Genomic DNA, 25628 nt, shown 5'->3' on the forward strand with positions numbered 1-25628 from the left:
AAAATTTGACAGTTTCAAATTCTTAACTATGTAGTAAACAAAAAAGATATATTCAAATTAGAATATATCTTTTTATAATTATTATGAACAAACACATGAAAAAAGAGTTTTAACTTTTAAAATAAAAAGTTTCAGGAGTGATTATAATCAAAATAGGAATCTTTGATATAATCCGGCCCTAAGGCCGTATATAATAATACGCTTTTATATAATATAGTGCAATATAAAAATACTTTAATATACATATTTTGTTTTGTATTTAAGATTTGTTATACTTGCTAATCAAAAATTTGTAAAACCTTATCTAAAGATAATCGTTCTGATTTAAAGTTATTGATATGGTTTTCCGCTTCATAACCCACTGCAATTCCGACCGCAATTGCTTCTTTTTCCGGAATTGGTAATACTTGTCTTATTTCATCAGGATATTTAACAAATTCATATGCTACCATACTCCCTAACCCAATATCTGTTGCAGCAAGCATTAAAGTCTGAGAAAAAGCTCCTAAATCATAAATTGACCAATTGCTACTATTTTTTGGAATTGTTAAATAAAAGACAGCTGGGGCATAATATAAATTTTGCTGTACTTTTGTCCAACCTGTGTCTAGCTCATCCTTAGTTAAAAAAGTTGTACGACTTAAATTGAGTTTTGCCATATTATCTCTTGGAAATTCATCCCAATTTATCCGGTGCATTGGTGGCCATTCAGAAGCAGTAATTTTACCAGCCATACTATTTTCTAAGTGCAAAGTCTTTAATTTCCTTTGGCAAGATATATCTTCCATGGCTGACTATTAACCCAAGATGGAGCCATTTGAGCTAATTTTACTAATTTTTTTAATTTGTTAATTTCAATATCTTTATTGGTAAAAACTCGAACACTATGTCTATCTTCAATTGCCTGCTTAGTTTCCATAACATACTCTTTTCTTTTTACTTTACAAACTACAGTTTCATTTTATACTATAAAGACAATTAGAACAAAGGAGCGATATAAATGGGTTTAACATTCAAGCGAGAAGACGAATTAGAAAAAATGCTTAATCAATTTGCTATTTTCCCTGACGATCCAAAAAAGACTGCCAAACAAAAAGGAAAAAAGGGATCAGAACAAAAACCAAATGAAAAAAATGAGTAGCTCAGCTACTCATTTTTTTATAGGCAAATCTTATCTTCTATCCACTTGTTTAATTCAGCAAGATGTAATTTAGATTCTGAACTATAGGTTAAGACTGAAACATTATCATGATCCAAATCTAAATGTTTACGCAAATTACTAAAGACTTTGTTATATTGTGACTTCTTTATTTTATCCATTTTAGTTGCGACAACTAAAATAGGTAAATCCAACAACAAAGCATAATTATACATTGCTATATCGTCTACAGTTGGTTCATGCCGCGCATCAATTATTATAATCAAGCCTTCAAGATTTCCTCTTGTTTCGAGATAATCTTGAATCATTTCACCAAATTGTTCACGCTGTGCTTTTGAAACTCTCGCATACCCATATCCAGGAACGTCAACTAAATAAAAGCTATTATTTACCTTATAGAAGTTAAGTGTCTGGGTTTTACCAGGTTGAGAAGATGTTCTGGCTAAATTTTTTCTGTTAAGAAAGCTATTAATTAAACTAGACTTTCCAACATTAGAACGACCAGCAAGAGCTATTTCAGGAAGTATATCGCGAGGATACTGATCTTCACGAACAGCACTTACACTGTATTCACTACTTATTATCTTCATCCGTGCCATCCATTTCTACATCATTATTAACTTCTTTACGGGTAATACGTGGTGAAGCATGTTTAGTAATTACATCACGAGTTATTTCAACTTTCGCAACATCTTTTTCGCTCGGAATTGTGTACATCGTATCCATCATCGCATTTTCAATAATAGTTCTAAGTCCACGAGCACCCATGTTCCGTTCAAGAGCCTGTTCACTAATTGCCTCCAAAGCTCCATCACTAAAATGCAAATTGACTTTATCAATCTCAAATAATTTCTGATACTGCTTAACTAAAGCATTTTTAGGTTCAGTTAAAATTCTAATCAAATCAGCTTTTTGTAATTTATCCAAAGTTGAAATAACAGGAATTCGTCCAATAAATTCAGGAATTAAACCAAATTTAACTAAATCACCTGTTGTCAAGTACTTATTCCAGCTATCAGCATCATGATCAAATTCATCAAATTTACTTTCTGCACCAAAGCCAATAGTCTTTTTACCTAATCGGGATTTTACAATGCCTTCTATGCCATCAAAAGCCCCACCAACGATGAATAAAATATTCTTAGTATCAATCTTAATCAATTCTTGTTGTGGGTGCTTACGGCCTCCCTGAGGCGGCACAGAGGCGATGGTTCCTTCGAGAATCTTTAATAAAGCTTGTTGAACGCCTTCACCTGATACATCACGAGTTATTGAAACATTTTCAGCTTTTTTAGAGATTTTATCAATTTCATCAATATAGATAATTCCCCTTTGTGCTCTTTCAATATCATAATCGGCATTTTGAATCAGCTTTAATAAAATATTTTCTACATCTTCACCAACATAACCAGCTTCAGTTAAAGTGGTTGCATCAGCAATTGCAAAAGGAACATTTAAAATTTTTGCCAAAGTTTGAGCTAAATAAGTTTTACCTGAGCCAGTTGGGCCAATCAATGCGATATTGGACTTTTGTAATTCTGTACTGTCATCAATATCCATTTGATTAATCCGCTTATAGTGGTTGTAAACAGCAACACTCAAAACTTTTTTAGCCCGATCTTGCCCTACAACATATTCATCTAATTGCTTCTTAATTTCGACAGGTTTGGGCAAGTCTTTAGTTTCTTTTAATGAATCGGCCTTCAATTCATCATCAATAATCTCTTTTGACAGAGCCACACATTCATTACAAATATAAACTCCATTACCTGCTATCATTTTCTTTACTTGAGCTTGGGTCTTACCACAAAAAGAACAGGTTATTTCGTCAACTCCATCAGGATATTTTGTAGCCATCTTTTTCCTCCTCTTATAGTTAACACTAAGATTAGCATAAAAGTTCAATTAAAGGCTAGAATTTGCTCTCAAGAAAAAAAGCGGCTAAAAGCCGCTCTTTTTAAGAAATAAGATTACTTGTCAGAGTCTTTTTCAAGTTGTGCTTTACCAACTTGTTTTGCACTGTCAGTAATAAGATTCATTGCCTTACGTACAGCAATATCATGTGAAAGCATGTCATCAGTTAAAGTGTTGCGAACAGTCTTTTCATCCATGTTGTATTCAGCTGCAAGATCTTTAATTTCTTGTTCAATTTCCTTCTTGTCAGCCTTCAAGTCTTCCTTAGCAACAATTGCTTCAAGAACTAAGTTAGTTTTAACTCTTTCAGCAGCATCAGTAGAAAGTTGAGCACGTAATTGTTGTTCAGTAGTGTTAGTCAACTTGAAGTAAGTTTGTGGGTCAATACCTTGACGTTGCATGTTACCCAAGTATTGGTTAAGTTGAGTATCAACATCTTCTTGAATCATAGCATCAGGAATTTCGTCAATCTTGGCATTCTTAACTGCAGTAGTAATTGCTGCTTCTTGGATTGCATCTTGTGCTGCAGCTTCTTTATCTTCCTTCAATTGCTTCTTGATCTTTTCCTTTAATTCATCAAGAGTTTCAACTGAATCATCAACGTCTTTAGCAAACTCGTCATCTAACTTAGGAAGTTCTTTTGACTTAACTTCATGTAACTTAGTTGCAAAGTGTGCTTCTTTACCAGCTAAGTCCTTTGCACCGTAATCTTCTGGGAAGGTTACAACAACGTCAACTTCATCTCCAGCTTTGTGGCCTTCAAGTTGGTCTTCAAAACCTGGAATAAAGGTATTTGAACCAAGTTCAAGTGAATAGTTTTCTGCACTACCACCATCAAAAGCCTTACCATCAATAGTACCCTTGTAATCGATAGTAACAGTGTCACCCTTAGCTGCCTTGTCATCCTTTAAAACAAGTTCAGCATTTTGTTCACGTTTCTTTTCTAATTCAGCATCAATGTCCTTTTGGTAAACACGAGTGTTTTGCTTAGGAACTTCGATACCCTTGTAATCGCCAAGTTCTACTTCAGGCTTAACAGATACAGTAGCCTTCATAGTCCAAGCCTTATCCTTGTCCATTGAAACTGGTTCAATCTTTGGTTGACCAACAGCTTCAATCTTAGCTTCCTTAACAGCTGCAGTATAAGCGTTAGGCAATACTAAGTTTAAAGCATCTTCATAAAGTGCTTCTTCACCGTAGTATTGGTTAAAAATAACACGGCTTACGTGGCCCTTTCTAAAACCAGGTACACGCAAGTTCTTCTTTACACGGTTAAAAGCTTGATCTAAACCTAATTTAATTTCTTCTTGTGAAATTTCAAAAGTTAATTCACCAGTAGTTTTACCGGTTTTTTCCCATTTTGCAGACATTTAATTCAATACCTCCGATGTCAAATTTGGGTTTGCTATTGTACACTCAACTATCTTACCCTAAATGGCGCTAAAACTCAAATTTAAGCGAAATTTTCTTAAAAAACTTGTTGAAATGTAAAATAAACTTATAAATATCTCAAATTTTAGATAAAAAAAATGCACTTGCAAACGCAAGTACATTTCTTTAAAAGCGTTGGATTAGTCAAGAATTTCAGTAACTTGGCCGGCACCAACAGTACGTCCACCTTCACGAATAGTGAACTTAGTACCCTTTTCTACGGCAACTGGCTTGATTAATTCAACAGTAAATTCAGTGTTGTCACCAGGCATAACCATTTCAGTACCTTCTGGTAATTCAATAGCACCAGTTACGTCAGTAGTGTGGAAGTAGAATTGAGGACGGTAGTCTGAGAAGAATGGAGTGTGACGACCACCTTCGTCCTTCTTCAAAACATAAACTTGGCCCTTAAACTTCTTGTGGGTTTGAATTGAACCTGGTTGTGCTAAAACTTGACCACGAACAACTTCATCACGGTCAACACCACGAAGCAATACACCAACGTTATCGCCGGCTTCACCTAAGTCCAAAGTCTTGTGGAACATTTCCAAACCAGTAACAACTGACTTCTTAACGTCATCAGTTAAACCAACGATTTCAACTTCATCGCCGACCTTAACTTGACCACGGTCGATACGGCCTGAAGCAACAGTACCACGACCAGTGATAGTAAATACGTCTTCAACTGGCATCAAGAATGGCTTGTCAGTTTGACGTTCTGGAGTTGGGATGTATTCGTCAACAGTCTTCATAAGTTCCAAGATAACCTTTTCTTGTTCTGGGTCACCTTGTAAAGCCTTCAATGCTGAACCACGAATAACTGGAACATCGTCACCAGGGTAATCGTATTCTGATAACAAGTCACGAACTTCCATTTCAACTAAGTCGATCAATTCTGGATCGTCAACTAAGTCACACTTGTTCAAGAATACAACGATGTATTCAACACCAACTTGGCGAGCAAGCAAAATGTGTTCACGAGTTTGTGGCATAGGACCATCAGTTGCAGCAACAACTAAGATAGCACCATCCATTTGTGCAGCACCGGTAATCATGTTCTTGATGTAGTCGGCGTGACCTGGGGCATCCATGTGTGCGTAGTGACGGTTTTCAGTTTCGTATTCAACGTGGGCAGTGTTGATAGTGATACCACGTTCTTTTTCTTCTGGCGCAGCATCGATTTGTGAGTAATCAGAAGCTTGTGCTAAGCCTTGCTTTGCCAAAACAGTAGTAATAGCTGCAGTTAAAGTGGTCTTACCGTGGTCAACGTGTCCGATAGTACCAATGTTAACGTGCGGCTTGGTTCTTTCGTAATGTTCTTTTTCTGCCATTAAAATGACCCTCCTGTAAATTTGCAAGAAGTCCGTTGAGATAAGTTAACGGATAATTCTCTGTTGAATATTGTACTACTTTCATTCGCAATCGACTAGTCTCTTGCTCATGAAAATATCCTTATATGATTATACCTGATTACACGAAAATGTAAACCATTTTATTTAAAATCTTTAATGACTTATATTTTGATAGATTTTTGTAAGAATTTCTTGGTGTTCTCCACCATTTCTATCTAGGACAAAATTCACCAAATCTTTACTAAAAGAATCGGGCTCATCTACAAACTCTTCAATTTTAGGATAAATTGTTCCCAATAATAAATTAGTTTCGCTTAGAACTGTTGGCAACATGGATGGATTTTTACTTAATCGATCACCAATAGAACTAATAATTTCTTGATATACAGTATTTTTAGCCAATAATTGGGTTAATGATGGGTTGAAATCTGTCATTTTATTTAAAACAATTATTGGTATATTTTCGTCTATTCTAAGTTTTACTAAATCCTCACAAATAGCTAGTCGTAAGGCAAACGATTGACTAGGATCTAATAAAATACTTTTACTAAAGTTAACAAAATTATTCAAATCTAACTTAAATAAACTTTGATAATCTTGCTGTCTAATTACTTTTCTTTTTTTAAAAGCTCGCATAATTTCTATCTGCTTTTCAAGAGTTTCAGGCGAAACCTCTTTCAACTTGGGATTATCAAGTAATATTTTTAGTTGCAAGAATTCAATATAAAATTTATTTTTCACTAACGTTTCTAAATATAAAGTGAATATCTCTAAATCAGAAAAAAGATCAGGCTCTTCTTTCACTAAATCATAAGCCTGACCTTCTTTATTATCTGACAAATAGACCTTAATTAAACTTTTAGCGATTTTTTCATCATAAGCCAAATTTAGAGCTTCTTCTAAATATTCTTCAGCTTGAGTTAAATCTTTTTTCTCAATACTTTCATTAGCTAAATTAATTAAGTTTTTTTGACTTAAATTAGTCATTATTCTCTGCCTTTTTACTTCTAGGTTCGTGTTCGGTTTTCTTACGAGCCATTGCTCTATGTCTGTTTTGATTGACTTCCATAATCACTGGCAAAACAACTGGACGCCGATTAGTTTGTTTATATAAAAACTTTTCAAGACTATTGCGGACATCCGTTTTTAGTTCAGACCAGTCAAATTTTTTATGTTCAAAATTAGTTGTAATTGCTTTTTTAATAACTTCACGTGATTCATTCATTAATTCTTTATTAGCCTTAATATAAACAAAACCACGACTACTTACTTTAGGTTCGGCAATTATCTTTTTCTTCTTACGATCAATAGTAGCAACTGCAATAAAAATTCCATCATCAGATAAAATTTCACGATCTCGCAAAACAATATTACCTACATCCCCAATACCACTGCCATCAATCATTGTATCTTCACCAGGTACAGGATCAGTTAAGTAAAACCGTCCTTTTTGTAAGCTTAAGCAATCACCGTTTTTAGTTATATAAATATCTTTGGGCTTCATGCCTGTTGCGATAGCTAAATTACGATGTATTTCAAGCAATCTATATTCACCAATTACTGGAATTAAGAACTTAGGCTTCAAAGTAGAAATGAGCAATTGCAAATCTCTACCAGTTGCATGTCCACTAGTATGTTTTGCATAGGCTAACTGTGTTACGGTCCCACCGGCACGATAAACCATATCACTTGTTTGGGCAACCATTGTTTCAACTGCATGTGAAGGTGTTGTTGCAATAAATACCAAATCACCTTGATGAATAGAAACCATTCTATGACGATTAGTTGCCATCTTTTGAAGAGATTGAAGTGGCTCTCCCATTCGCCCTGTTTCTAATACTACCAATTGATTATCTTTATACTTTTTCAATTCCTTAGAATGAACAAACAGTTTTGAATCAGCTTGTAAGTATCCAAGTTTTAACGCAATTTGAACAATCTTATTTACTCCACGGCCGGTCAACAAGACTTTTCTATTATTTTTCTTTGCTGCATCAAAAACTTGTTGCAATCTCGTAAAGTTAGAAGCTTTTGCTGCCACAATAATTCTGCCAGTAGCATTAGAAAAGACTTCGCTAACGTAATCGCCAATTTCTTTTTCTGAAGCATTAGGGAAATCTGCTTCAGCATTTGATGAATCACTTAAAAGGGCTAAAACACCTTTAGTAGCAATTTCTGCTAAACGATCCATATCAGTACGGTATTGTGCACTAGCAGATGGATCGAACTTAAAATCACCAGTATAAACAACCCCACCAGCTGGCGTGTGAACTACAATACCCAGTGAACCTGGAATTGAATGAGTTGTATGGAAGAATGAAACACTAGCATTTCTAAAGTCAATCTCAGTTTCAGCATCTATCACATGGAAAAGGTGATTTTTTCGACGATGATTTTCGCGTTGAACTTCCAACTTAGCCAGTTCAATTGTTAATTCTGAACCAAAAATGTTAATGTCATGTCTTCTTAAAATATATGGTAAAGCACCAATTGAATCTGCATGACCATGAGTCAAAAAGATTCCTGCGATTTTATCACTATATTTATCAAAAAATTCCATGTCTGGAATTACAACATCAATTCCAAATAATGAACTATCTGGATATTTTAAACCTGCATCAAGAACAAAAATTTCATCATTAACCTGAACAGCGAACATGTCCTTTCCTTGTTCACGGACACCGCTAACAATCATAATTTTTATATTAAAATCTGCCATTAATATTCCTTCTCTATAAATATTTTATTTTAGGATCATTTGATCAAAACGTGCTAGTCTTTTCTAATTTTAGCATAGAACGGCGATTTTGACAGCAAAAAAAAGAGTCAGCATAAGCTGACTCTCATTAAAGAATATATTAACGACGTAAACCTAACTTCTTAATTAAAGTACGGTAACGTTCAATATCGTTTTCTGCTAAGTAACGAAGCAAGTTACGACGGTGACCAATCTTCTTAAGCAAACCAACGTATGAATGGTGGTCTTGCTTGTGGGCCTTCAAGTGAGCGTTCAAGTTGTTAATGTCTTCAGTTAAAACTGCAACTTGTACTTCAACTGAACCAGTATCACCTTCGTGAGTTGCGTATTCTTTAATTAATTCGTTTTTTCTTGCTTTTGAAATTGACATTTCAATAACACCTTTCTATAAATAAAATAATCGCCACTAACAACGTAAGCCGCTGGTGAAACGAGCAAACAGCGTTAATGGTTCACAACAAAATTAATAATAACTATATTTTTTTCAAAAAGCAAGCATAATTTACCTTGCAAGGATAGTTTTTCTTAAGTATAATCAATTTATGTGATTTTAGATAAATATTGGAGGTGAATTTCATGCCACAAATCAAATCAGCTATCAAGCGTGTTAAGACTCAAGCTAACGCTAACAAGCGTCGTGCTGCACAATTGAGCGAATTAAGAACTGCTGTTAAGAAGTTTAAGGTTGCTCAAGCTGCTGGTGCAGAAAACGCCTCCGACTTACACAAGGCAGCTGCTCGTGCTTTGGATAAGGCCGCATCTAAAGGCTTAATCCACAAGAACAAGGCTAACCGTGACAAGAGTCGTTTAGCTAAGCTTGCTAAGTAATTTCTAGCAAACAATAAAGACCAGGATTAATTTCCTGGTCTTTTTTTATTTCTAAATAGCTAACAAAAACATCTTAATAAACTCATCGCCTTGATAAGTTCCATTTTTATAACCTTGATCTAATTTTATCGCTTCTAGCAATAATTTTTTTATCTTAGGAATACTTGCTTGAGTCTGCCTAGCCAACTTAACGCGATATGGATGGATACCTAATTCTTTTCCAACATCCATTTCACTACGTCTTCTTGCTAGCAAAATTTTCGCTGACAATATTACTTCTAACTGATTTTCAAAAACTGCCAAAATACGAACAGGATTCTGTCCTTCTCTTAACTGATCTTCAAGCCTCTCTATGGCTTCTTGATAATTTTTCTTAAAAGCAGACGACAATATTTCAAAAATATTTTGAGCCAGTGATAAATCAACATTATTTTGTACAGCTTCTAAAGTGATTTTTTTATTATCATCAGCTATTAGTTTGAGCTTTAAATAATTTGATAGTACAGTATCCATTACTTGATCACTTCTTTCAAGAAGCAAATGTAACGTGCTTTGAGAAATAGAATATCCTTCGTCTTTAATAATTGCTTTTATTATCCCACTAATTTCATATGGCTTAAATTGCACTGCAACAGAATTAAACGCTGATAAACTCAACTTAGTTATCTTTTTTCGCTTATCCAAATTGGCATAATTTGCTTGAATAATAACAATATCATCAGATAAATTCAAATTAGCAAAAACTTTTTCTAATTTTTCGACATCTGCTTGAATCTTTTTAGGTGATTTACCTGTTAAAAAAATAGGGTTCTTAATCCAAATTATTTTTTGTTGTGAAAATAAACTTGCTTCCGTCAATGATGCTAGTAACTCACCAAGCCCATCATTTTCGCAATCAACTCTTTGCAAATCTAATCCTGCAAAATCAGAACTCGCTAAATAATCTCTAATCAAATAATCATTCAAAAATGCATCTTCACCATAAATCAGCAAGTTTTTATTTTGAACATTTGAATTTTTAAATAATGAAATTAACATTCTTACCTCAAATTCATCTCAAAAAAGTTTCAAAATGGCCTTTTCCAAAACCATATCGATAACTAATACTACCATATCTTTGTGTACTAAGATATGGTATTGCCATTTTATCTAACTTAACTAAAGTTTCCTGATTTGGATGATGATATCGATTATTTCGGCCAGCAGAAATAAAAACTAAATCAGGATGTATAATTTGCAAGAAATGTTCAGAAGTCGATGTTTTACTTCCATGATGCCCTAATTTAAAATAATTAACCTTCATCGGAGTTTTTTGCGCAATTATTTCTTCACCAGCCTGATCTAAATCACCAGTAAAAAGCCAGCGCTTATTATTTACTTGAAAAGTTAAAGATAGTGAATCTTCGTTTTTTCCTAACCCTGCTTGATATGGATAAACAATATCAAACTTTATCGCCTCATTTATCCTATCTCCAGCGAGTAACTCTTTAATCTGGGACTTATGAACTTTTCCAGTAATTCGCTTTAAAAAAGCAGGGTTATTCATCAAGCCTTGAGCCATATACAATTTATCAACCTTAATTTTATCTAATAAAGGCCCCAAATCACCAACATGATCTGCATCTTGATGTGAAAGGAACACTCCATCTAAATGATCAATTCCTTGTGCCTTTAAAAATGGCAATATTATTTGTTCCACTTGCGGTCTTCTTTTCTGATTAGAATTACCAAAAACCACCTTACCACCAGTATCAATTAAATAACTTTTTCTAAAAATTGGTGTGGTTATTAATATGCTATCGCCTTGTCCTACATCAATAAAGGTTACCTGCCCTTGTAAAGGAAAATGAATACTAATAAAAATTAACAAATATGCAATTATCAATGTTATTGCTGGTAATTTCAACTTAAACTTCTCTAACCTAAAAATTAAGTAACCCAAACTTATTATCAACAAAAATAGACACTGCCACCAGGAAATTTTTCCAAATGTTACCATCCCAATATTAGCTTCTGCAAAGTTATTGATAATGGTTTCTCCAATTTCTAAAATTTTTTCAAATAATTTAGAAACAACCAGGAAATTATTAAATAAAAAAATATTAATAAAAGTTAATGGCATTACAACAAAATTAAAATACGGGACAATCAAGATATTAAAAACCACTGTAAGCACATTCACCTGATAAAAATTAAACAAAAGAAGAGGTGTTAATATCAGATTTAATAACACACCTTGTTTAAAAATACTATCACTCTTAACAATTTTTAGTCCTAATACCAATACATAACTTAGAATCGCACCAATGTTCATAAATAATCTTGGAGTAATTAACAAATGAACAATTGCCGTTAATCCTAATAAATCAGAATTACTGATACGAAAAGCCTTTTTCTTCAGTAAACCACCTAAAAAATAAGTCAAACAGCTTCTTACAAATCCAGCTTGTCCCGCACAAAGTAAAATTCCTAATAACAAACAAAAGCAAATAATAGCAAAACTTTCATCTTCTGTTACTTTTAAGTAATAACAAACAGTAGAAATAACAAAAGTATAAATTCCAACATGTAGACCGGAAATACTTAAAAGATGGATTACTCCTAAATTTCGATAATTATCTAGTATGCGCTGGTTATCATCGCTATTATTTTCTCCTAAAACCAATTCACTTGCGAAAAAGCCAAGTAATCTTGGAAAGCTAGCAAAATACATTTCTAGTTTAAATCGTAAGTAATGATAAAAATCCATAAAATTATAGTTTGTATTCCTGATTTGATAATTTTGAATACGGATTTTCTCTTTAATTCCTTGGCTGACATAATAATGACGATAATTTATTTCTCCAAAATTGTGAGCTTGCTCAATTTCCCCAATCTCGTATTTTATATCAATCAATTGAACTTTTTGACCTTGCTTTAATGCAGCTTCGATAAAAGATGATGACTTAAAGCTAAGTAAAATTCTACCAGATTTAAAATGACCAATTCCTGAGATGTAGTCTTTATTGACTTTCATCTGATCTGGATAAATTGTAATAACTTGCCCCTGATATGAATAAAGCTGCAGACTTTGATATAAACGTAGCCCAAATAAAAACATGCCAATTGTTAAAACAAGCTTAGTCTTTTTAAATTTCTTTATTAATAAAAGAGCAAAAAATAGGCAAAAAGCAATCGCAACACCAACTTGCCAATAAGTTTTTGCCTCCAAAAATAGAAAACTAAAACTAATTAAAAGAAAAGCAACAAGTAAATAAAAACCTGGTCTTTTACTATAATTCAAGTTGATCTTTAAAGCCTGCAAGTGTTTTTTCTCCTATTCCCGAAACTTTTGTTAAGTCATCAACACTCTTAAAGGGCCCATTTTGTTCACGATACGCAATGATTTGTTCTGCTTTTTTCTGCCCAACTCCATTTAATTTTTGCAAATCTGCTATAGTTGCTGAATTTAAATGAATTTTTTCTCCACTATTATTACTTGTTGTTGACGAAGTCTGACTTGCAGTTGTATCAAGAGGTGAATTTTCTCCTTTAACAGGTATATAAACTTTATCTTGATCTTTTAAAAGTATTGCCCTATTAACAGAACTCAAATCTGCTTCAGCAGTTTCTCCACCAGCTGCTCGGATCAAATCTGCAACTCTAGACCCTGCTTTCAAGGTATAAATACCACTATTTTTAACTGCTCCAGAAATATCACATGTAACTTTATCATTTTTAGAAGCTGAAATATTTGAAGCAGCTGAAGACGATAGTGAATTACTTTGGCTAACTGAAGTGGCAGATGTTGAATTTATTGAAACTAGTTCATCTTGTGAATTACTGTTAAATTTCCAAAATATTAATATGCCAATTCCTAGTAAGCTTACTATTACCCACACCTTATACTTAATTATCCAATCTTTAAATTCTTCAAAATTCATTATTTAACCTCAAAATCATTAAAATTTCTTTTCTGAAATTAAATACAAAAAAAGGTCTAGGTTTTTTCCTAGACTTTTTTATTTTTGAATCTTTTTCAAATAATTAAGCGCATCATTAAAAGTTGCAACTGGAACAATTTTCATTTTTGAATGAATTTGTTTGGCAGTTTTTACTGCAACGGCATAATTAGTTTCATTTTTCTTATATCCTGGTAATTGTTGACTAGGAGCAAAAAATACTTTTGCCCCAGCTTTATCAGCTGCCACTACTTTCTTATCAACACCACCTATCATCCCTACATTACCATCATCATCAATCGTACCTGTCCCAGCAACCTTAACCCCATGTGTTAAATCATGGCCTGTAAATAACTGATATGAGGCCAATGAAAACATTAAACCGGCAGAAGGACCACCAATAGAACCGGCGTTAATTTTAATTTGAGGATCTGTAATAACTTGACTTCGTTCAACCAATTGAATTCCAATAGCCGCTTTCGATTTATCTGTAGCTAAAGGAATAGTTTTGCCTGTATAATTGATTGACTTATTATTCCTTTGAACTGTAATAGTGATTTTCTGACTTATTTTTTGTTTTTGAATATAATCCATCAATGATTTGGTCGATTTAAAATGTTGACCATCTACTGCAGTAATAATATCCCCAATTTCCAATTTACCTTTAAATTTTGAATTGGTTGCTAATCCCATTACATAAACACCTAAAAATTCCTTCTTTGGTGTTTTCCCAGCAACTTTAGCAGCATAATAAATTGCATTATTTTGACTAGTTTCCATATACCACTCTTGTAGTTGCATATATTGACTAGTATTTTGATTACCTAATAAGTCTTTTTGAGAAATTCGTGTTTCAAAAGGATTGGTATAACTCCATAAATAATCACCAAGGCTCGCTTGTCGCTCGCTAACTGTTACCATAAGTAAATTTTTACTAGCAGTTTTGCCTTTTGAAGATACAAATTGACTTACACTGTTTGCATCCCCTGGTGCTTCAATATAGTAATTAGTTGGCCAAGAAAGACCTAAATAAACTAAAACAAGAAGCAATAAAGTTGCAACAACAATATTTAATTTCTTTTTATTTTTCATGTGATGCTAATACCCTCTTTAAAGCTAGTGCAGCCTTTACTGGTAAAAACTGTGAAACATCTCCACCAAATTTAGCTATTTCCTTAATCATACTTGAAGCAACAAAACTATTGTCACTACTAGTCATGAAATAAACTGTTTCAATAGCTGGATTAAGCTTTTTGTTCATTGCATTAATTTGTTGCTCATAAAGGAAATCTGCACTATTTCTCAATCCACGAATAATAATATTAGTTTGTAATTCTTTAGCCACATCAACTGTTAAAGCTGCAGGTCTAGTAAGAACAGAAACATTAGCTAATTTCAAATCAGCAATTGCTTCTTCAACTAATTCTGCTCGCTCTTTCGCAGAAAACAAATATTTTTTACTCGTATTGGTCATTATTACTACAACAACTTCATCAAAAGACTGACTTGCTTTTTTTATAGTTTCTAAATGGCCATTAGTTATCGGATCAAAACTTCCTGGAAAAATTGCTTTTACCATCTTAATTATCCCTTTGATATATTCTAACAATTGTTTTACCTAGATGATGTTCCTTAATTAAAGTAAAGCCATTTACATCTTCTAATTTAGTATCATCATCAGTTTCACAGACCAAAATTGCTTTAGAATTCAGTAAATTTAGCTTATCTATTTCCGCCATAATTTTAGTAATTTTTTGTTTGGCATATGGTGGATCTAAAAAAACTATATCAAAATGATAATCATGCTCATTCAAGAACTTTAAGGCTACCTTATCACTCATTTTAAATACTTCAAATTTTTCTTCTTCATGAGTTAAAGCCACATTCTTTTTTATTATTTGAACCGCCGCGTAATTTATATCTGTAATTACTGCATGATCAAAGCCTCGAGATACTGCTTCAATAGCTAAGGCCCCACTACCACCGTATAAATCTAAAACAGCTCCACCATTAAAGAATTGACCTAAGCTATTAAAAAGTGATTCTTTAACCTTATCACTAGTTGGTCTTGTTTTATTACTTTTTAATGTGAACAAGTTTCTTTTAGCATATTTACCAGCAATTATTCTCACTGCTTATATTCCTCATTTTCTTCTAAAATTTGTTCTGCTTCCGTTGCTAGTTTATTAATTTGCCCTTCTTCATGTTCCCGACTGAAATTCAATTCACTTGTTGGTGAAATTTCAGCTTTTTTGACAAAGTGCAATTTATTTAATTTTATTGTTAATTCTCTCGCTCCAGTTTGATTTACATAAATCAAACAATATTTTTTCCTTTTTGAAAAATAAACTATGTCACCAAATTGTCTTAATTTAAACTGATCTTGAGCTTGATTTAAAAAAACGATTATCGCAACTCGTGCCGGTATATTGGTATTTTTTAAATCCTGATTATAACTCATTGTACGCTCCGTTCCATCATAATAGTCCTCTTTTCTTCAGCGGAAATATTCAAAACTAATCCGACTCCAGCCGTTAAAACAAACATTGAGGAACCACCATAACTAATAAAAGGTAAGGTTACCCCAGTAATCGGTAATAAACCAATGACTGCACCAATATTAAATAAAGTTTCTGTAAAGATAATAGTTGTCACTCCAAAACAAACCAAAGCATTAAATTGACTTTGAGCATGAACTCCAACTTCCATAATCCGCCACATTAAATAAAATAGTAATCCTAAAATTAGACAGGCACCAATTGAACCTAATTCTTCACTAATAATGGACATAATAAAGTCAGTATATGGTTCTGGTAAGTAGCCGCGCTTTTGCATACTATTACCTAATCCAACTCCAAATAAACCACCGTTATGAATTGCATAATATGAATTTACCAATTGCGCTCCACTTGTTTTTTCTAGTTGGAATGGGTGAGCAAACGCTAATAAACGTTGGAATTGATAAGAGTTTTGTAAGAACTTAGGATTCCAAATAATGATTAAAGACACAAAGCCAATAACTAACCCTAATAAAATAAACATCCATGTTAAAACAAGACCTGCTCTAATTCCAGAAACCGCATATAAAACCATTACAATCATAAACAAGATTGCAGTTCCTCCGAAGTCTGGTTCAACAATAACTAAAGCCATAATAGCAAATGCAATAATTGTCGGATTAGATAATGAATGCCAAATATTACCCGCTACTAAGCGATTAGCCCTTTTATCTAAAATTTTTGCTAAATATAAAATAAGAGCCAACTTAGCAATTTCTAATGGCTGAATACTTACAAATCCCAAATTTATCCAACCAACAGCACCATTAACAGCAAATCTAGCTCCACCAATTATTTTCATTGCTAGCAAAATAAGTAACAAGAATACAGAGAGACCTAAATAGGACATAATAAATCCCCAACTTCGAATTTTTTTCATTTTAGTATTAAAAGCTGGGTAGCCTAAAAATATTACGGCAATTATAAAGTAAATAAATTGTTTAACCCCATAAACTGTCGGACTAAATCCATTAACTAGCAAAATATCTGAGCTAGCCGAATAAACCATTACAATCCCTACTACACATAAAATCAAATAAGGAAGTAGTATTTTATAATCTAAATATAAAAATTTTTGCTTATCTGGACGCACCTTCGCCGTCCTCCTCTTAATAAAGTAAATTAATCTTATTATTCATTATAAACCAAAAAAAGCTGCTACTTCTATTGAAGTAACAGCTTTTTATGATTAATTAGCAATTAATTTTGACGATTTTTCTTCTTGTCAAATTTTTGACGTTCGTTAGTATTCAAAATCTTCTTACGTAAACGAATACTTTGTGGAGTTACTTCACAATATTCGTCATCATTCAAGAATTCAATTGCTTCTTCTAAAGTCAAAGTCTTAGGAGTTTTAATAGAAGCTGAGTGGTCTTTACCTGCTGCACGAGTGTTAGTTAAGTTCTTACCCTTAGTAACATTAACTGCAATATCACGTTCACGAGAAGATTGACCAACAATCATACCTTCATAAACTTCAACACCAGCACCAATGAACAAAATACCACGTTGTTCTACTGATTGAAGTGAGTAAGTAGTTGATTGGCCTTGGTTAATTGATACCAAAGCACCATTTCTTCTACCAGGTTCCCAATTTTTAACAACTGGTTTATATGCTTCAAAAGTATGGTTCAAAATACCATAACCAGCAGTTTGTGACATAAATTCATTGTTGTAACCAATTAAACCACGTGATGGAACTAAGAACTCAAGTCTAGTTTGACCATTTCCAGTTGATTCCATGTTCTTCATTTCACCTTTTCTTTGTGAAAGAGAATCAATAACTGAACCAACATATTCATCTGGTGTATCAACTTGAACTGCTTCAAATGGTTCACACATTTGACCATCAATTTCACGGTAAATAACCTTAGGACGAGAAAGTTGCATTTCAAAGCCTTCACGACGCAATTCTTCAACTAAGATTGAAAGGTGTAATTCACCACGACCAGAAACAGTCCATGAATTAATTTGGTCAGTAGGTTCAACTTTTAATGAAACATCAGTACGAGTTTGCTTCATTAAACGATCTTCCAACTTCTTTGGAGTTACTTGATCACCTTCACGACCTGCAAATGGTGAGTCATTAGCAACAAAGTCCATTTGAAGTGTTGGTGGATCAATGTGAAGTGGTGGCAATGCTTCTGGATTTTCAGCTGAAGCAATAGTTTCACCAACAAAGATATCATTAATACCTGAAATAGCAATGATATCTCCTGCTTTTGCTTCTTTAATTTCATTACGCTTCAAACCAAAGAAACCAAATAATTTAGTAACACGGAAGTTTTGAGTAGTACCGTCAATTTTCATAACAGTAACTTGGTCACCGACTTTAATCTTACCACGGTATACACGACCTACTCCAATACGACCTACATAGTCATCCCAATCAAGCATAGTAATTTGGAATTGAAGTGGTTGATCACTGTTTTCAACAGGAGCAGGAATATTTTTGATAATAGTTTCAAAAATAGGATCCATGGTTTCTTTTTGAGTACTCAAGTCTTCATCATAACTTGAAGTACCATTTAATGCACTTGCGTAGACAACTGGGAAATCAAGTTGTTCATCATTTGCACCAAGTTCAATAAATAATTCAAGAACTTCATCTAAAACTTCAGCTGGTCGAGCACCTGGACGGTCAATTTTGTTAATAACAACAATTGGCTTAACTCCAGCTTCTAAAGCCTTTTTAAGCACAAAACGAGTTTGTGGCATAGTACCTTCATATGCATCAACCAATAAAAGTGCACCATCAACCATGTGCATAATACGTTCTACTTCACCACCGAAGTCAGCGTGACCTGGCGTATCTAAGATATTAATAGTAGTATCATGGTATTTAACTGCTGTATTCTTTGAAAGAATAGTAATACCACGTTCACGTTCAATATCGTTTGAGTCCATTGCACGATCTTCAAGGTTAATGTGTTCTGGCAAAGTATCTGATTGCTTCAATAATTGGTTAACCAAAGTGGTTTTACCGTGGTCAACGTGAGCGATAATCGCAATATTTCTAATATCTTCTCTTCTTTGTTCTGACAAAGGTATTCCTCCCAGCTTCAATAAAAAAACTGTGACGCGGTCACAGTATGAACACGCAAATCATAATTCACGCTTTTTTCGAAGTGTCTACATTTTTTAGTTACGTTGCTAGATTTTACCACTTAAATGCGAAGGGGTCAATGTTTAGCAATACTTTTAAAAGTATTACGAGCAGAATTTGAATAAATGTGGTACAAATATATAAGTAAATAAATGATTTAAGGAGCAATATATATGATTCTTATGAAAGATATCGTCAGAGATGGCGACCCCGTTTTAAGAAGAGTTGCAGATCAACTTACTTTCCCACTTTCAGACCACTATCAAAAATTAGCGGATGACATGATGGAATACTTAATCAACTCTCAAGACCCCAAAATTGCTGAAAAACATCAATTAAGAGCTGGCGTAGGATTGGCTGCACCTCAAGTTGGTGAAGGAGTACAAATGGCTTCTTTACTAGTACCAAATGATAAAGGTGAAATAATTTTTAAAGAAACTTTTGTAAATCCAAAAATTATTTCTGAATCAGTTCGTCAAGTTTGCTTGAGCGAAGGTGAAGGTTGTTTAAGTGTTGATAAGGTAATTGATGGCTATGTTCCACGTCCTAATAAATTAACAATTAAATACTTTACAGTAGATGGAGAAGAGAAGACAATTCGGTTGACTGGATATCCTGCAATTGTTGCATCACACGAAATTGATCACTTAAACGGACACCTTTTCTATGACAGAATTAACAAAAAAGATCCATTTGCTTTAAAGGATGATACATTAGTAATTTCTTAAATTGCTATTTTTTATTAAGACAAGAGATGATACAAGGAGACTAGTTTGACTAGTCTCTTTTTCTATGTCATAGCTACACTTAAAGCGAAACTTATGGTAAAATTTTATTAACTATTGAATATTTTTGAAGAATATTCATCTTGAGATCGTTTTAACAACTAAATAAGGAGATAGATTTATGATCTATAAAGTTTTATACCAAGACAACAAGATTGTTAACCCAAGAAGAGAAACTACTAAAACTCTCTTTCTTGAAGCTGACAGTATTGGTCAAGCTCGGATGATGGTTGAAGATAATACCCCCTACAATGTCGAACTCATCCAAGAATTAACTGGCAACTCATTAGCATATGAAAAAGAACATGCTGATTTTAAGTTGACCACTTTTGATACTGATAAGTAATCAATGGTTAGAATTAAAAAAAATGAAGTAGCTGTTTTTGCCATTGGGGGTTTAGGCGAAATCGGTAAAAATATGTACTGCGTTCAGTATCAAGATGAAATTATCATCATGGATTGTGGTATTAAGTTCCCCGAAGATGATTTATTAGGTATTAACTACGTAATTAGTGATTATTCATATCTAATTAAGAATCGTAAAAAAATCAAGGCCTTGGTTGTCAGCCATGGTCACGAAGATCATATTGGTGGGATTCCATTCCTACTTGAAAAGATTCCAGAAATTCCAGTCTATGCAACACCTTTTGCATTAGCTTTAATCAAAGGTAAATTAGATGAACATGGAATCTTAAAAACTACTGAACTTCATGAAGAATATGAAGATACAGTTTTAACTTTTGATAAGTTATCCGTTACATTCTTCAGAACTACCCACTCAATTCCTGACACATTGGGAATCGCAGTTCACACGCCACTTGGTGCTGTGATTTTTACAGGTGACTTCAAATTTGATTTAACACCTGTAATGAATCAACCCGCACCAGATTTTCAAAGAATGGCAAAATTAGGTGATGAAGGTGTACTAGCACTGCTATCTGATTCAACAAACGCTGAAGTGTCAGCATTTACTAAATCAGAACGATTTGTCGCAAAATCATTAAATAATATCATAAAGGGTATCGATGGTCGTATTATTTTTGCGACATTTGCATCTAACCTTTATCGGGTTTCAACTGCTGTTGAAGCTGCAATCGAAACCGGACGAAAAATCGCCATTTTTGGTCGAAGTATGGAAAATGGTATTCAAAACGGTATTGATTTAGGTTACTTAAATGTTCCTAAAGATTTGATTGTTGATGCTAATGAAATTAACCGCTTGAAACCTAATGAAGCTATGATTTTATGTACTGGATCACAAGGGGAACCATTAGCTGCCCTTTCAAGAATTGCTGATGGTACTCACCGTCAAATTAGCATTCAGCCTGGTGATACGGTTATTTTTTCATCAAATCCAATTCCTGGTAATACTTTGTCTGTTAACCATTTAATTAATAAATTAATGGAAGCAGGTGCAAATGTTATTCACGGTAAAGTAAATAATGTTCATACTTCTGGCCATGGTGGACAAGAGGAATTAAAAATGATGGTCCGTCTGGCTAAACCAAAATATATGATTCCAGTTCATGGTGAATATAGAATGCAGGTTATTCATACACATCTTGCTCAAGATGCTGGAGTTCCAAAAGAAAACACTTTTGTTCTAAGTAATGGTGAAGTTGTAGCATTTAGTCCTGAAGGTTCAAGAATTGCTGGTCACATTCCTGCAGGTGATGTTTTTGTAGATACTTCAGGTACTGCAGATGTTGGAAATGTCGTTGTACGTGATCGGCAAATTTTATCTGAAGAAGGTTTAGTGGTCGCAGTTGCAACTGTTGACTCAAAACATCAACGCGTCCTCGCAGGACCTGATATTTTGAGTCGCGGTTTTGTTTATATGCGTGAATCACAAGACTTAATTTCTCAAGCTCAGAAAAATGTCTACCATGTATTACGGACACAAATGGCCAAAAAGCCACGCCCTTCTGAAAATGATATTCGAAAGGCAATAATCGCCAACTTACAAGATTTCTTGTACGCACGGACTGAACGTAGACCGCTCATTTTACCAATGATTATCGAGAAAAAATAATTTAGCTCAAAAATTATCAATAGTAAATTAAAAAATCAACCAGTTTAAAAACTAGTTGATTTTTTGTTTTATTCAATAATTTTAAATTTAGTAAAAATAAAAATACGTTAATTCAACTTTTCTAACTTAATTCCTTGCATTCCAATCATTGGATCAATTTTACCTGAATAAATAGCCTCTTTAGTTAAAATCTTTGGTCCTTCATCTTCTGCTTTTTCAATATTACTTGCATTATCTTCTTGTTGGTCTTTTTCTTGCTCAAGCTGTGGCATTAAACTAACAATCTTCTTCGCAAGGCCAGTTTTTCGATTATTGCCTGGTGTATTAGTTGCCATTAAAAAAGCCTTTTGCTCACCTACTAAAACCAAATTTTTAGCTGCTCTAGTAACTGCAGTATACAAAAGATTGCGTCTTAACATTACAAAATTTTGCATGGTTAAAACTAAAATAACAAGTGGAAACTCAGATCCTTGAGATTTATGAATAGTGATTGCGTATGCCCTCGTTAAATCAAGTAAATCTTTACGTGAAAACTTTACTTCCCGGTCATCAAAATTGCATACCAACAATTCATCGCTCTTGTTTTCATTAATTCCAATAACTTTACCAATTTGCCCATTATAAATATCTTTTTCAGGATTATTTTGTAATTGTAAAACCCGGTCACCTATCATGAACTTTTCATCATGGCTTTCTACAAATTTACTATTTTCCTCTTTAGGATTTAAGATTTTTTGCAATAAGTTATTTAAATTGGTAATACCACTAGTACCATGATACATAGCACTAAGGACTTGAATATCATCCCTAGCAAACCCTTTCTTAACAGCATAATTTACAATTTGCTCAATTGCCTGTCCTACTTGAGCAGGTTGACAAGGAATAAATGAATAGTTTTTAGTTTTCTGAAAAAGCAAGTTTGTATTTTGATCTTCATTAATACTATGAGCCAGAGTAATAATTGATGAATCATCCCCTTGACGGTGAATCGTGGTTAGTTTGGTAACAGGAAAGGCAGCTGCCGTTATCATATCTCCAAAAACATTCCCCGGTCCAACTGAAGGTAGTTGATCTTTATCTCCAACAAAGACTACTCGTTTAGTTCCTACAATACTTGAAAGCAGTTGCTTAAACAAAAACATATCAACCATTGACATCTCATCAATAATTAATATTTCTCCATTAATTTGATTTAACTCAATTTCATCATCATTATTACTATTGTTAATGCCTAGTCCTAATAATCGATGAATTGTCTTGGCTTCAACACCGGTTGTTTCACTCATTCTTTTAGCTGCTCTTCCTGTTGGTGCTGCCAAAATAAATGGTGGATCTTCACTGTACAAACTAGCTGCTGGTATTTCTTCCAATCGTCTCAAGCAATATAAAATTCCATTAATAATGGTCGTCTTTCCAGTACCTGGTCCACCTGTTAGTAAAGATAATGGATGATTAAGAGCATTCTTTATAGCAGACTTTTGCGTATCATCATACTTAATTTTCAAATGTTTTTCACATTCATCAATAATCTGAGCAATTTTTTCATCTGTGAAGTTTTCACACTTATTTTCATTAAGTCGTGCCAAATTTTGAGCAATAATTTGCTCTGTTTCAAAAATATTTTGCAAACTAATTACATCATCTTTAACAATAACTTTTCCAGCTCTTTGTAAATCATTTACTGCTTCTGCAATTGAATCAAATTGGGGAATATCAGTTAATTCACTAACTTCTGTTAACAAAAACTTTAGTTCAACAAAAGTATCCCCCTGTTCCTGCAACTTATTAAGCAACACTTGGTATATTCCCCCACTAATTCTTCGAAAATCATTAAAAGGAATTCCTAGTTGCTCTCCTATATAATCTGCTTGCTTAAAACCATATCCTGAAACCTCGTTAATTATTGCATATGGATCCTTTTCTAGCCTTTTAATACTGTCTCCATGATATAAATGATAAACTCTATTAATTACATTCTTTCTAAGACCATATTGGCTCAATTTCAAACTAATTTCTGCATAAGAATCCATTGAATTAAGTCCAGATAACAAACTATCTTTTTGTTTCTGAGTTAACGAAAGTTGGTCTAATTTATTAGGATTTTCTTTTAAAACTTGCAATGCATTAAGACCTAATTGGTCAATAATTGACTGAGCTGTTTTTCGTCCTATTCCCGGGAATTTATCCCCGCTCAAGTATTTAGTTAGACTGCCTTCTTCGTGAGGCATAACTTGACGATAACTTTCAGCCTTAAATTGTAAGCCAAACTTTTTATGTACAACTAATTCCCCTGAAAACTGATATTCAGAATTAATTGTAACATCTCCAAAACTCCCAGTTACTCGAATATCATCCTGATCGTAACCCGCAAGTCCACCGACAATTTCAACGTCGAGAATTTTGAACATATCTTCATTATTTTCAAAAATTATGCCTGACAAGCGTCCAGTAAATTCTACCATTACTTTTCTTTTCCTTGTTTAATCACCTTTAAAAGGCTATCATATTGTTTTTTTGCACTTTGATAATAATCTGGATCAAGTTGCTTAGCTAAATTAAAATATTGCTCTGCTTCTTGGCGACTACTTCCAAATAAAGTTACACCAATTAAAAAGTTTAATTTTCCAGATCTAGCATCTTTAGAAATTTTCATATAGTTTTCCCTAGCTTTAGCAAAATCACCCAAAGACAGCCAAATATCTCCCAATAATTCAAACAAATCATTATCAGTCTTTGATACACTCATAGCAAAAGCTAGGGCCTTTTGAGGATTGCCTAATTTATGAAAAACTAAGGCTTTTTGATAATATGTTTCATCATTATTAGGAATAGTATCAAGCAAGGCTAAAGCACGGTCAAAGTCGCCTTCCATGTAGTAACAAATAGCCAAGTTATAATCCATATCTTGTGGCTTTTTAACTAAACCTTTTGCTTGAACTAATAACTTTTTGGCTTGATCAATTGCCCCTTGCTCGAGCAAATAAGTAGAAAGTTCTAAATAATTATTAGCATTCTTAGGATCAGAATCAATATCTTTGATTAATTCTTGAATTGCAGTTTGAATCTTACCTTGTTGATAGAGTTGGACTGTTTTTTTACTCATTATAGTGAATCTGTTGCTCCTAATTTTCTTCCTAGATAATCAGTTTCATTCCAAACGACTTTTTTAAATGTTTTACCTTCATCATCTGTTTCCAAAATTGTCAAACTGGTATTGCTCAAACCACCATGCTTTCTAATTTCAGACAATGGGTATCCGAGTAATCCACCCATAATTGCACATAGAGCTCCCCCATGACTTACTGCCAAAATTTTATCATCTTTATTCGGATAAAGCTTAGCCATTTCTTGAGCAAAATCTTTTCCACGTGCAATTACTTCAGGATAAGTTTCACCATGAATTGCTGAAGGATCATATAAATCGGCATGATTCCAGAAATCATCAATTTCTTTGGGATATTTCTTTTCCGCTTCTTCAAACTTCATCCCTTCTAGATTGCCCAAATTAAACTCACGTAAACGTTCTTCTACGCGAACAGGTAAACTTATCCCCATTGATTGTTGAACGCCTTGAGCAGTATCAAATGCTCTTTTCAAAGGACTAGCATAAATACCTCTAAACTTAGTACCCTTTAAATAGTTACCTAACTTTTTTATATCTTCATAGCTTTCAGGCAAAAGTGGTGAATCTCCATGTCCACCTTGAAACTTGGAAGCCAAATTCCATTCTGTCTTTCCATGTCTTACGAAATAAATTTGCATTT

At 33.5% G+C, this 25628-nt stretch carries 26 protein-coding genes; 5 read left to right on the forward strand and 21 right to left on the reverse strand.

Annotation, left to right across the window (positions count from 1 at the left end; translation table 11 throughout):
• Window positions 1–278: 278 nt before the first annotated feature.
• Window positions 279–734 (reverse strand): nitroreductase family protein, encoded by a 456-nt coding sequence (locus tag ACNDLV_RS01095; protein WP_225306026.1) that lies wholly within the window; start codon window positions 732–734, stop codon window positions 279–281.
• A 23-nt stretch (window positions 735–757) separates the two neighbouring features.
• The gene (locus ACNDLV_RS01100; RefSeq protein WP_080667535.1) at window positions 758–919 is read right to left on the reverse strand and encodes a nitroreductase family protein; all 162 of its coding nucleotides are present in this window, start codon (window positions 917–919) and stop codon (window positions 758–760) included.
• Window positions 920–1000: 81 nt separating this feature from the next.
• On the opposite strand from ACNDLV_RS01100, the gene ACNDLV_RS01105 reads away from it, so the two are divergent.
• Window positions 1001–1141: an SPJ_0845 family protein gene (locus ACNDLV_RS01105; protein ID WP_006586598.1), complete on the forward strand. Its 141-nt coding sequence runs from the start codon at window positions 1001–1003 to the stop codon at window positions 1139–1141.
• 17 nt (window positions 1142–1158) lie between these two features.
• Here ACNDLV_RS01105 and yihA read toward each other — a convergent pair whose 3' ends face one another.
• From yihA to rpsO, 7 genes are all read right to left on the reverse strand, one after another.
• Window positions 1159–1749 (reverse strand): ribosome biogenesis GTP-binding protein YihA/YsxC, encoded by a 591-nt coding sequence (gene yihA, locus ACNDLV_RS01110; protein ID WP_006587205.1) that lies wholly within the window; start codon window positions 1747–1749, stop codon window positions 1159–1161.
• The gene (gene clpX / locus ACNDLV_RS01115; RefSeq protein ID WP_006586596.1) at window positions 1733–3016 is read right to left on the reverse strand and encodes an ATP-dependent Clp protease ATP-binding subunit ClpX; all 1284 of its coding nucleotides are present in this window, start codon (window positions 3014–3016) and stop codon (window positions 1733–1735) included. Before clpX ends, yihA begins: the two co-directional genes overlap by 17 nt.
• A 113-nt stretch (window positions 3017–3129) precedes the next feature.
• On the reverse strand, window positions 3130–4443 hold the full coding sequence (gene tig, locus ACNDLV_RS01120; RefSeq protein WP_006587204.1) for a trigger factor: 1314 nt from the start codon (window positions 4441–4443) through the stop codon (window positions 3130–3132).
• Window positions 4444–4644: 201 nt separating this feature from the next.
• Complete coding sequence (gene tuf, locus ACNDLV_RS01125; protein WP_006584557.1) at window positions 4645–5835, reverse strand: elongation factor Tu; 1191 nt, start codon at window positions 5833–5835, stop codon at window positions 4645–4647.
• A 174-nt stretch (window positions 5836–6009) separates the two neighbouring features.
• Window positions 6010–6843: a hypothetical protein gene (locus tag ACNDLV_RS01130; protein ID WP_006587203.1), complete on the reverse strand. Its 834-nt coding sequence runs from the start codon at window positions 6841–6843 to the stop codon at window positions 6010–6012.
• Window positions 6836–8575: a ribonuclease J gene (locus ACNDLV_RS01135; RefSeq protein WP_006587202.1), complete on the reverse strand. Its 1740-nt coding sequence runs from the start codon at window positions 8573–8575 to the stop codon at window positions 6836–6838. Before ACNDLV_RS01135 ends, ACNDLV_RS01130 begins: the two co-directional genes overlap by 8 nt.
• Window positions 8576–8714: 139 nt before the next feature.
• A complete protein-coding gene (rpsO, locus tag ACNDLV_RS01140; RefSeq protein ID WP_006586592.1) occupies window positions 8715–8984 on the reverse strand; it encodes a 30S ribosomal protein S15 in 270 nt (89 codons plus the stop codon).
• A gap of 206 nt (window positions 8985–9190) precedes the next feature.
• Between rpsO and rpsT the strand changes: the two genes are divergently transcribed.
• Window positions 9191–9442 (forward strand): 30S ribosomal protein S20, encoded by a 252-nt coding sequence (gene rpsT, locus ACNDLV_RS01145; RefSeq protein ID WP_006584553.1) that lies wholly within the window; start codon window positions 9191–9193, stop codon window positions 9440–9442.
• A 51-nt stretch (window positions 9443–9493) separates the two neighbouring features.
• Here the strand turns inward: rpsT and holA are convergent, their stop codons facing one another.
• From holA to typA, 9 genes are all read right to left on the reverse strand, one after another.
• On the reverse strand, window positions 9494–10480 hold the full coding sequence (gene holA, locus ACNDLV_RS01150; protein WP_006587201.1) for a DNA polymerase III subunit delta: 987 nt from the start codon (window positions 10478–10480) through the stop codon (window positions 9494–9496).
• A 13-nt stretch (window positions 10481–10493) separates the two neighbouring features.
• Window positions 10494–12746, reverse strand: coding sequence for a DNA internalization-related competence protein ComEC/Rec2 (locus ACNDLV_RS01155; RefSeq protein WP_006587200.1), 2253 nt, complete (start codon window positions 12744–12746; stop codon window positions 10494–10496).
• Entirely contained in the window at window positions 12715–13365 is a 651-nt protein-coding gene (locus ACNDLV_RS01160) for a helix-hairpin-helix domain-containing protein (protein ID WP_006587199.1), read from the reverse strand. The genes ACNDLV_RS01155 and ACNDLV_RS01160 overlap by 32 nt, the downstream gene beginning before the upstream one ends.
• 78 nt (window positions 13366–13443) lie before the next feature.
• Window positions 13444–14475, reverse strand: a complete 1032-nt coding sequence (locus ACNDLV_RS01165) for a SepM family pheromone-processing serine protease (protein WP_006587198.1) — start codon at window positions 14473–14475, stop codon at window positions 13444–13446.
• Window positions 14465–14962 carry a pantetheine-phosphate adenylyltransferase gene (gene coaD / locus ACNDLV_RS01170; protein ID WP_006587197.1) on the reverse strand — a complete coding sequence of 166 codons (498 nt, stop codon included), beginning with the start codon at window positions 14960–14962 and terminating at the stop codon, window positions 14465–14467. Before coaD ends, ACNDLV_RS01165 begins: the two co-directional genes overlap by 11 nt.
• 1 nt (window position 14963) lies before the next feature.
• Entirely contained in the window at window positions 14964–15515 is a 552-nt protein-coding gene (gene rsmD, locus ACNDLV_RS01175; RefSeq protein ID WP_006587196.1) for a 16S rRNA (guanine(966)-N(2))-methyltransferase RsmD, read from the reverse strand.
• On the reverse strand, window positions 15512–15844 hold the full coding sequence (locus ACNDLV_RS01180) for a YlbG family protein (RefSeq protein ID WP_006586584.1): 333 nt from the start codon (window positions 15842–15844) through the stop codon (window positions 15512–15514). The genes rsmD and ACNDLV_RS01180 overlap by 4 nt, the downstream gene beginning before the upstream one ends.
• Window positions 15841–17034 carry an FtsW/RodA/SpoVE family cell cycle protein gene (locus ACNDLV_RS01185; RefSeq protein WP_006587195.1) on the reverse strand — a complete coding sequence of 398 codons (1194 nt, stop codon included), beginning with the start codon at window positions 17032–17034 and terminating at the stop codon, window positions 15841–15843. The genes ACNDLV_RS01180 and ACNDLV_RS01185 overlap by 4 nt, the downstream gene beginning before the upstream one ends.
• A 107-nt stretch (window positions 17035–17141) precedes the next feature.
• Window positions 17142–18986: a translational GTPase TypA gene (gene typA, locus ACNDLV_RS01190; RefSeq protein WP_006587194.1), complete on the reverse strand. Its 1845-nt coding sequence runs from the start codon at window positions 18984–18986 to the stop codon at window positions 17142–17144.
• A 234-nt stretch (window positions 18987–19220) separates the two neighbouring features.
• On the opposite strand from typA, the gene def reads away from it, so the two are divergent.
• From def to rnjA, 3 genes are all read left to right on the forward strand, one after another.
• On the forward strand, window positions 19221–19775 hold the full coding sequence (gene def, locus ACNDLV_RS01195; RefSeq protein WP_006586581.1) for a peptide deformylase: 555 nt from the start codon (window positions 19221–19223) through the stop codon (window positions 19773–19775).
• A 178-nt stretch (window positions 19776–19953) separates the two neighbouring features.
• A complete protein-coding gene (locus ACNDLV_RS01200; protein ID WP_006584544.1) occupies window positions 19954–20178 on the forward strand; it encodes a DNA-dependent RNA polymerase subunit epsilon in 225 nt (74 codons plus the stop codon).
• Window positions 20179–20181: 3 nt separating this feature from the next.
• Window positions 20182–21864 (forward strand): ribonuclease J1, encoded by a 1683-nt coding sequence (gene rnjA, locus ACNDLV_RS01205; protein ID WP_006587193.1) that lies wholly within the window; start codon window positions 20182–20184, stop codon window positions 21862–21864.
• 107 nt (window positions 21865–21971) lie between these two features.
• Here rnjA and recD2 read toward each other — a convergent pair whose 3' ends face one another.
• Genes recD2 through ACNDLV_RS01220 form a run of 3 tightly spaced genes read right to left on the reverse strand, consistent with a single transcriptional unit; the run spans window position 21972 to window position 25626 of the window.
• On the reverse strand, window positions 21972–24326 hold the full coding sequence (gene recD2, locus ACNDLV_RS01210; RefSeq protein ID WP_006587192.1) for an SF1B family DNA helicase RecD2: 2355 nt from the start codon (window positions 24324–24326) through the stop codon (window positions 21972–21974).
• Window positions 24326–24967, reverse strand: a complete 642-nt coding sequence (locus ACNDLV_RS01215; RefSeq protein ID WP_006587191.1) for a tetratricopeptide repeat protein — start codon at window positions 24965–24967, stop codon at window positions 24326–24328. The genes recD2 and ACNDLV_RS01215 overlap by 1 nt, the downstream gene beginning before the upstream one ends.
• Window positions 24967–25626: a histidine phosphatase family protein gene (locus ACNDLV_RS01220; RefSeq protein WP_006587190.1), complete on the reverse strand. Its 660-nt coding sequence runs from the start codon at window positions 25624–25626 to the stop codon at window positions 24967–24969. The genes ACNDLV_RS01215 and ACNDLV_RS01220 overlap by 1 nt, the downstream gene beginning before the upstream one ends.
• Window positions 25627–25628: the final 2 nt, after the last annotated feature.

This window comes from Lactobacillus fornicalis, assembly GCF_055362665.1.

Excerpts from the sequence above, each read along its gene's own strand:
- ACNDLV_RS01095 (WP_225306026.1), bottom strand. The coding sequence starts at position 734 with ATGGCTGGTAAAATTACTGCTTCTGAATGGCCACCAATGCACCGGATA.
- ACNDLV_RS01100 (WP_080667535.1), bottom strand. The coding sequence starts at position 919 with ATGGAAACTAAGCAGGCAATTGAAGATAGACATAGTGTTCGAGTTTTT.
- ACNDLV_RS01105 (WP_006586598.1), top strand. The coding sequence starts at position 1,001 with ATGGGTTTAACATTCAAGCGAGAAGACGAATTAGAAAAAATGCTTAAT.
- yihA (WP_006587205.1), bottom strand. The coding sequence starts at position 1,749 with ATGAAGATAATAAGTAGTGAATACAGTGTAAGTGCTGTTCGTGAAGAT.
- clpX (WP_006586596.1), bottom strand. The coding sequence starts at position 3,016 with ATGGCTACAAAATATCCTGATGGAGTTGACGAAATAACCTGTTCTTTT.
- tig (WP_006587204.1), bottom strand. The coding sequence starts at position 4,443 with ATGTCTGCAAAATGGGAAAAAACCGGTAAAACTACTGGTGAATTAACT.
- tuf (WP_006584557.1), bottom strand. The coding sequence starts at position 5,835 with ATGGCAGAAAAAGAACATTACGAAAGAACCAAGCCGCACGTTAACATT.
- ACNDLV_RS01130 (WP_006587203.1), bottom strand. The coding sequence starts at position 6,843 with ATGACTAATTTAAGTCAAAAAAACTTAATTAATTTAGCTAATGAAAGT.
- ACNDLV_RS01135 (WP_006587202.1), bottom strand. The coding sequence starts at position 8,575 with ATGGCAGATTTTAATATAAAAATTATGATTGTTAGCGGTGTCCGTGAA.
- rpsO (WP_006586592.1), bottom strand. The coding sequence starts at position 8,984 with ATGTCAATTTCAAAAGCAAGAAAAAACGAATTAATTAAAGAATACGCA.
- rpsT (WP_006584553.1), top strand. The coding sequence starts at position 9,191 with ATGCCACAAATCAAATCAGCTATCAAGCGTGTTAAGACTCAAGCTAAC.
- holA (WP_006587201.1), bottom strand. The coding sequence starts at position 10,480 with ATGTTAATTTCATTATTTAAAAATTCAAATGTTCAAAATAAAAACTTG.
- ACNDLV_RS01160 (WP_006587199.1), bottom strand. The coding sequence starts at position 13,365 with ATGAATTTTGAAGAATTTAAAGATTGGATAATTAAGTATAAGGTGTGG.
- ACNDLV_RS01165 (WP_006587198.1), bottom strand. The coding sequence starts at position 14,475 with ATGAAAAATAAAAAGAAATTAAATATTGTTGTTGCAACTTTATTGCTT.
- coaD (WP_006587197.1), bottom strand. The coding sequence starts at position 14,962 with ATGGTAAAAGCAATTTTTCCAGGAAGTTTTGATCCGATAACTAATGGC.
- ACNDLV_RS01180 (WP_006586584.1), bottom strand. The coding sequence starts at position 15,844 with ATGAGTTATAATCAGGATTTAAAAAATACCAATATACCGGCACGAGTT.
- def (WP_006586581.1), top strand. The coding sequence starts at position 19,221 with ATGATTCTTATGAAAGATATCGTCAGAGATGGCGACCCCGTTTTAAGA.
- ACNDLV_RS01200 (WP_006584544.1), top strand. The coding sequence starts at position 19,954 with ATGATCTATAAAGTTTTATACCAAGACAACAAGATTGTTAACCCAAGA.
- rnjA (WP_006587193.1), top strand. The coding sequence starts at position 20,182 with ATGGTTAGAATTAAAAAAAATGAAGTAGCTGTTTTTGCCATTGGGGGT.
- recD2 (WP_006587192.1), bottom strand. The coding sequence starts at position 24,326 with ATGGTAGAATTTACTGGACGCTTGTCAGGCATAATTTTTGAAAATAAT.
- ACNDLV_RS01215 (WP_006587191.1), bottom strand. The coding sequence starts at position 24,967 with ATGAGTAAAAAAACAGTCCAACTCTATCAACAAGGTAAGATTCAAACT.
- ACNDLV_RS01220 (WP_006587190.1), bottom strand. The coding sequence starts at position 25,626 with ATGCAAATTTATTTCGTAAGACATGGAAAGACAGAATGGAATTTGGCT.